General features: G+C 71.9%; 5 protein-coding genes. 4 read left to right on the forward strand and 1 reads right to left on the reverse strand.

Annotated elements, in window-relative coordinates; translation table 11 throughout:
• The coding region (locus H5J29_RS20090; RefSeq protein ID WP_181782593.1) for a TetR/AcrR family transcriptional regulator at positions 1–681 on the reverse strand (681 nt) is incomplete at its 3' end.
• 350 nt (positions 682–1,031) lie between these two features.
• Here H5J29_RS20090 and shbA point away from each other — a divergent pair.
• The 4 genes from shbA to alaS all read left to right on the forward strand — a co-directional run.
• Positions 1,032–1,733, forward strand: coding sequence for an RNA polymerase sigma factor ShbA (gene shbA / locus H5J29_RS20095; RefSeq protein ID WP_246394083.1), 702 nt, complete (start codon positions 1,032–1,034; stop codon positions 1,731–1,733).
• 123 nt (positions 1,734–1,856) lie between these two features.
• Positions 1,857–2,264 (forward strand): DUF948 domain-containing protein, encoded by a 408-nt coding sequence (locus H5J29_RS20100; RefSeq protein WP_181782594.1) that lies wholly within the window; start codon positions 1,857–1,859, stop codon positions 2,262–2,264.
• The gene (locus tag H5J29_RS20105) at positions 2,261–2,557 is read left to right on the forward strand and encodes a hypothetical protein (protein ID WP_181782595.1); all 297 of its coding nucleotides are present in this window, start codon (positions 2,261–2,263) and stop codon (positions 2,555–2,557) included. Before H5J29_RS20100 ends, H5J29_RS20105 begins: the two co-directional genes overlap by 4 nt.
• 43 nt (positions 2,558–2,600) lie before the next feature.
• A partial coding sequence (gene alaS / locus H5J29_RS20110; protein ID WP_181782596.1) for an alanine--tRNA ligase occupies positions 2,601–5,123 on the forward strand: 2,523 nt, incomplete at its 3' end.

A 5,123-nucleotide genomic window follows, 5' to 3' on the forward strand; every position in this document is an offset into this window, starting at 1 on the left:
GGCGCGCGAGAAGGGCCGTTCGGCGTCCTGCAGGAGCTCCGGCTTCAGTAGCCCGAAAATCACGGTGAGTAACAACTCGGCCGCGTGCTCCGGCGGCTCGTGCGGCCGGTTCACGCTCCTGATCATGACCATGTTGGCCGCCAGCGCCGCCACCTCGGCCGCCTCGGGATACCGGCGGTACTCGCCCGACTCCTGTCCGTCCGCGATCAGCCCGACCATCGTGTCCGGGATCGGGGCGAGTACCCGGGGGTCGTCGGGGTCGCCGGGGTCCGACGGGCCGCTGGGCCGCCCTCCCGCGTAGTCGTTGATCGCGAACCAGAGCGCGGCCGTGAGCCCGCGGTTGCGGAACGCCATCCGAGTGAGGGCGCTGACCTGGTCTTTCAGGGCGTCGGCCAGCGGTCGGCCGTCCGCACGGTCCTGGTCCGCCTGGGCGACGAGGGCGGCGACCAAGGGCTTGTAGACGTGCCCGATGAGCGTGTGCTTGCTCGCGAAGTGGTTGTACGCCGTCGCCGGGCTGACCTCCGCCGTGGCCGCGATGTCCTCCATGCGGGTGCGCGCCCAGCCGCGCGTGCCGAAGTTCGCGTCCGCCGCGTCGAGGAGCGCACGTCGCGTACGGTCACGCTTGGTCTGGGCGGCCCGGGCGCGCGCATCACCCGAACGGCCTCCGTCGGCGGCAGACATCGCACGCACCGTAGCCGAAAAGAGCCGAGTTGGCCTTGACTCCAACATGGAGTTCACTGAAGATGGTGACGTACTTGAATCTCGAACGGTCAGCGGAGCAGGGCACAGCCTCGCAGAACGTTCAGAGGGAGGACGGTACGCCGTCACCCGTCGGGGGTCGTCGCTCTCCGTGGCGACCGGGTGAGGGTTGCTCGGCCGTCTCGTGAGAGGCGCCACCGCTGGTCCGAAGGGCACTCGGACCCGCGGTCCGTACCGCGCAGTCGCGGGAGGGTCGCCGCGCGACCCTCCCGCACAGGGGGAGGGGATCCCGACATGCACCACGCTTCGTTCCGATCCGCGGGGTCGGGCCGATGACCGCCGCCGCGGCCATGCCGCTGGAGCCGTCCGACGGGGAGGGCGCCGAGTTCGGCGTCGCGCCCGAGGAGGCGGCCCGCCCGCAGCTGAACGTCCTGCCGGGGGGTAGAGCCGCTCGGCCCGTCCCCGCACCCGCGGCCCTGGAGCAGTACGTGGCCGACGCCGTGGCGGGGGACGCCACCGCGCGTGACCGGCTGCTCGAGGAGATCCGGCCACTGGTGCTGCGCTACTGCCGCGCCCGGCTCGGCCGCCAGGAGAGCGTGATCGGCTCGGCGGAGGACGTCGCGCAGGACGTCTGCGTGGCCGTGCTGGCCGCACTGCCCACGTACACGGTCAAGGGCCTGTCGTTCCGCGCCTTCGTGTACGGCATCGCCGCCCACAAGGTCACCGACACCTTCCGGGCCATCGGTCGGAACAAGTCGGAGCCGGTGGCGGACGTGCCGGACACCGGCATCATCCTCGACGGGCCGGAGCACCTCGCCCTCACCGCGGAGCTCAACGCCCGCCTCGGGGACCTGCTCACGGTCCTCACCGAGCGGCAGCGCGAGGTGCTGGTGCTGCGGGTCGTCGTGGGGCTGAGCGCGGAGGAGACCGCGCAGGCCGTCGGCTCCACGCCCGGCGCCGTGCGCGTCACCCAGCACCGGGCCCTCGCCCGGCTGCGGCAGCTGATCACCGGCGAGAACACCGCCCGCAGCTGACCCCGGCGAGCCGGCGGGGGCAGGCGCTGAACCGGAAGGCGGAGGTCGGTGGGCGAGCGGTAGCCTTGCCGCCGACCTCCACACCGGTGGGGGTGTCGCTCGTGGAAGATCGCTGGAGGGCTCGTGTCGGCTGGTCAGATCGCTGCGCTGATCGCGGCGATCGCGTTCGTGGTGCTCGTCGTGCTGCTCGCGATCCCCTTGCTGAAGCTCGGCCGCACCCTGGACGAGGCGACGGTCGCGATCCGCAAGGCCCACGAGGGCTCGGCGCCCCTGCTCACCGACGCCCACGCCACGCTCAACAGCGTGAACACGCAGCTGGAGCGGGTGGACGGGATCACCTCGAGCGCCAAGACGGTCACGAGCAACGTCTCCGTGCTCACCTCGCTGTTCACCGCGACGCTCGGTGGTCCGCTCGTGCGGGCGGCCGCGTTCTCGTACGGGCTGAACAAGGCCGTGAAGGCGCGCCGCGCCGGTAAGGACGCGGGCCAGCACGCCCTCACCGCGAAGGGCCGCAAGGGGCGGAAGAAGTGAGGCGGCTCTTCTGGCTCGGGATCGGCGCGGCCGCGGGCGCGTACGTCACGAAGCGGATCGGCGAGACCAGGCAGCAGCTCACGCCCCAGGGCATCGGCGCGAACATCGCGGACGGGCTGCGTGAGCTCGGTGCCGGCCTCGGCGCCTTCGGCGCGGAGGTGCGCGCCGGCATGCAGGACCGGGAGCAGGAGCTCAGCGAGCTCGTCGAGAAGCGGACCGGCGCGCACGTGCCGACGTACGGTGAGGCCCTGAGCGAGGACGCGCCTCGGCGAGCGCCCGGGGCGGGTTCCTGACCCGCCCGATCCCGCCCCGTACCTTCTGGCAAAGAGAGACATCGTGCAGACCCACGAGATCGTCCGTCGTTTCACCGAGCACTTCGTCAAGGCGGGGCACACCCCGGTCCCCAGCGCGTCGCTGATCCTCGACGACCCGAACCTGCTGTTCGTCAACGCGGGCATGGTCCAGTTCAAGCCGTACTTCCTCGGCCAGGCGCCCGCGCCGTACCCCACCGCCACGTCGATCCAGAAGTGCGTGCGCACCGGGGACATCGACGAGGTCGGCCGGACCACCCGGCACAACACGTTCTTCCAGATGGCCGGGAACTTCAGCTTCGGGGACTACTTCAAGGCCGGGGCGATCGAGCACGCCTGGAACCTCGTCACGGGCGACCTGGCGTCGGGCGGGTTCGGGTTCGACCCGGAGCGCATCTGGGTCACCGTCTACGAGACCGACGACGAGGCCATCGCCCTCTGGAAGCGCATCGCGGGCCTGCCCGACGAGCGGATCCAGCGCCGTGACGGCAAGGACAACTACTGGGACATGGGCGTGCCCGGCCCCGGCGGCCCCTGCTCGGAGATCTACTACGACCGCGGGGCCGAGTTCGGGAAGGACGGCGGCCCGGTCGTCGACGAGGACCGGTACCTGGAGATCTGGAACCTCGTCTTCATGCAGGACGAGCGCGGCGAGCTCTCGCCGAAGGTGGGGCACCCGCCGATCGGCACCCTGCCGAGCAAGAACATCGACACCGGGATGGGCGTCGAGCGGGTCGCGTACCTGCTGCAGGGCGTCGCGAACGTCTACGAGACGGACCTCGTCCGCCCGGTGATCGCGCGCGCCGAGGCCTTCTCCGGTCGTCGCTACGGGGTCTCCGGTGAGGACGACACCCGCTTCCGCGTGATCGCCGACCACGCCCGCTCCGGCGTGATGATCATCGGCGACGGGGTGACGCCGTCGAACGAGGGCCGCGGGTACGTGCTGCGCAGGCTGCTGCGCCGCATCGTCCGCTCGGCGCGGCTGCTCGGCATCACCGAGCCCGTGCTGAAGGCCTTCGCCGAGGTCGTGCGGGACGAGATGTCCCCGACCTACCCGGAGCTGACCACGGACTTCGAGCGGATCTCGGCCGTCGTGGAGGCGGAGGAGGAGGCCTTCCTCTCCACCCTCACGGCAGGCTCGCGGATCTTCGACACCGCGGTCGCGGACACCCGGCGCGGCGGCGGCCTGCTCCTCCCCGGGGACAAGGCCTTCCAGCTGCACGACACCTACGGCTTCCCGATCGACCTCACCCTGGAGATGGCGGCCGAGCAGGGTCTGCAGGTCGACCAGGACCGCTTCACCGCCCTGATGCGGGAGCAGCGGGAGCGGGCCAAGGCCGATGCGAAGACCCGCAAGGTCGGCCACGGGGACGGTTCGATCTACCGCTCCGTGCTGGACACCCACGGCACCACCGAGTTCCTGGGGTACACAGAGCTGGCGGCCGAGGGCACGATCGTCGGGCTCCTGGTCGAGGGGCAGCCGGTCCCGGCCGCGGCGGAGGGCTCGTCCGTCGAGATCGTGCTGGACCGCACGCCGTTCTACGCCGAGTCCGGTGGGCAGCAGGCGGACCGCGGCGAGCTGCGGTCGGGCACGTTCACCGTCCGGGTGGACGACGTCCAGTCGCCCGTCGCCGGGCTGCGCGTGCACCGGGGCGTCGTCACGAACGGCACGGCCACGCTGGACTCCGCCGTGGTCGCCGAGGTCGACGTGGCCCGCCGCGCCTCGATCTCCCGCGCGCACACCGGTACGCACCTCGTCCACGCCGGCGTGCGCGGTGCCCTCGGCACCTCGGCCGCCCAGGCGGGCTCGCTCAACGCGCCCGGCAGGCTGCGGTTCGACTTCACCTCGCCGTCGGGTGCGGTGTCGCCGACCCAGCTCGCCGAGGTCGAGGCCGAGATCAACGCGGTGCTCCAGGAGAACCGCGAGATCGAGACGTACGAGACCACGATGGACGAGGCCAAGCGGCGCGGCGCCATGATGCTGTTCGGCGAGAAGTACGGCGACCGCGTCCGCGTGGTGGACATGGGCGACTACTCGCGCGAGCTGTGCGGTGGCACGCACGTCGGCCGGACCGGTGAGATCGGGCTGATCAAGGTGCTGTCCGAGGGCTCGATCGGCTCCGGGGTGCGCCGCGTCGACGCGCTGGTGGGGCTCGACGCCTTCGACTTCATGTCCAAGGAGCATCTGCTGGTCTCGCAGCTCGCCGAGCAGCTCAAGGCCAAGCCGGAGGACCTGCCGGAGCGGATCAACGGGCTGGTCGAGCGGCTCCGGGACGCCGAGCGCGACCTGGAGAAGCACCGTGCCGAGGCCGTGCTGGCCTCCGCCGGGAACCTGGCCGCACAGGCCGAGGACCTGGGCGGGGTGTCGGTCGTGGCGGTCGAGGCGCCTGCCGGGCTGGGCGGGAACGACCTGCGCAACCTGGCGTCGGACGTGCGGGGCAAGCTCGGGTCCGCGCCCGGTGTCGTCGCGTTGTTCTCGGCCGACGGGGAGAAGGTCGCGTTCGTGGTGGCCACCACCGCGGCGGCCCGGGAGCGCGGTCTCGCCGCG

This window comes from Pseudonocardia pini (assembly GCF_013870575.1).
Classification (GTDB): domain Bacteria; phylum Actinomycetota; class Actinomycetes; order Mycobacteriales; family Pseudonocardiaceae; genus Pseudonocardia; species Pseudonocardia pini.

Excerpts from the sequence above, each read along its gene's own strand:
- shbA (WP_246394083.1), top strand. The coding sequence starts at position 1,032 with ATGACCGCCGCCGCGGCCATGCCGCTGGAGCCGTCCGACGGGGAGGGC.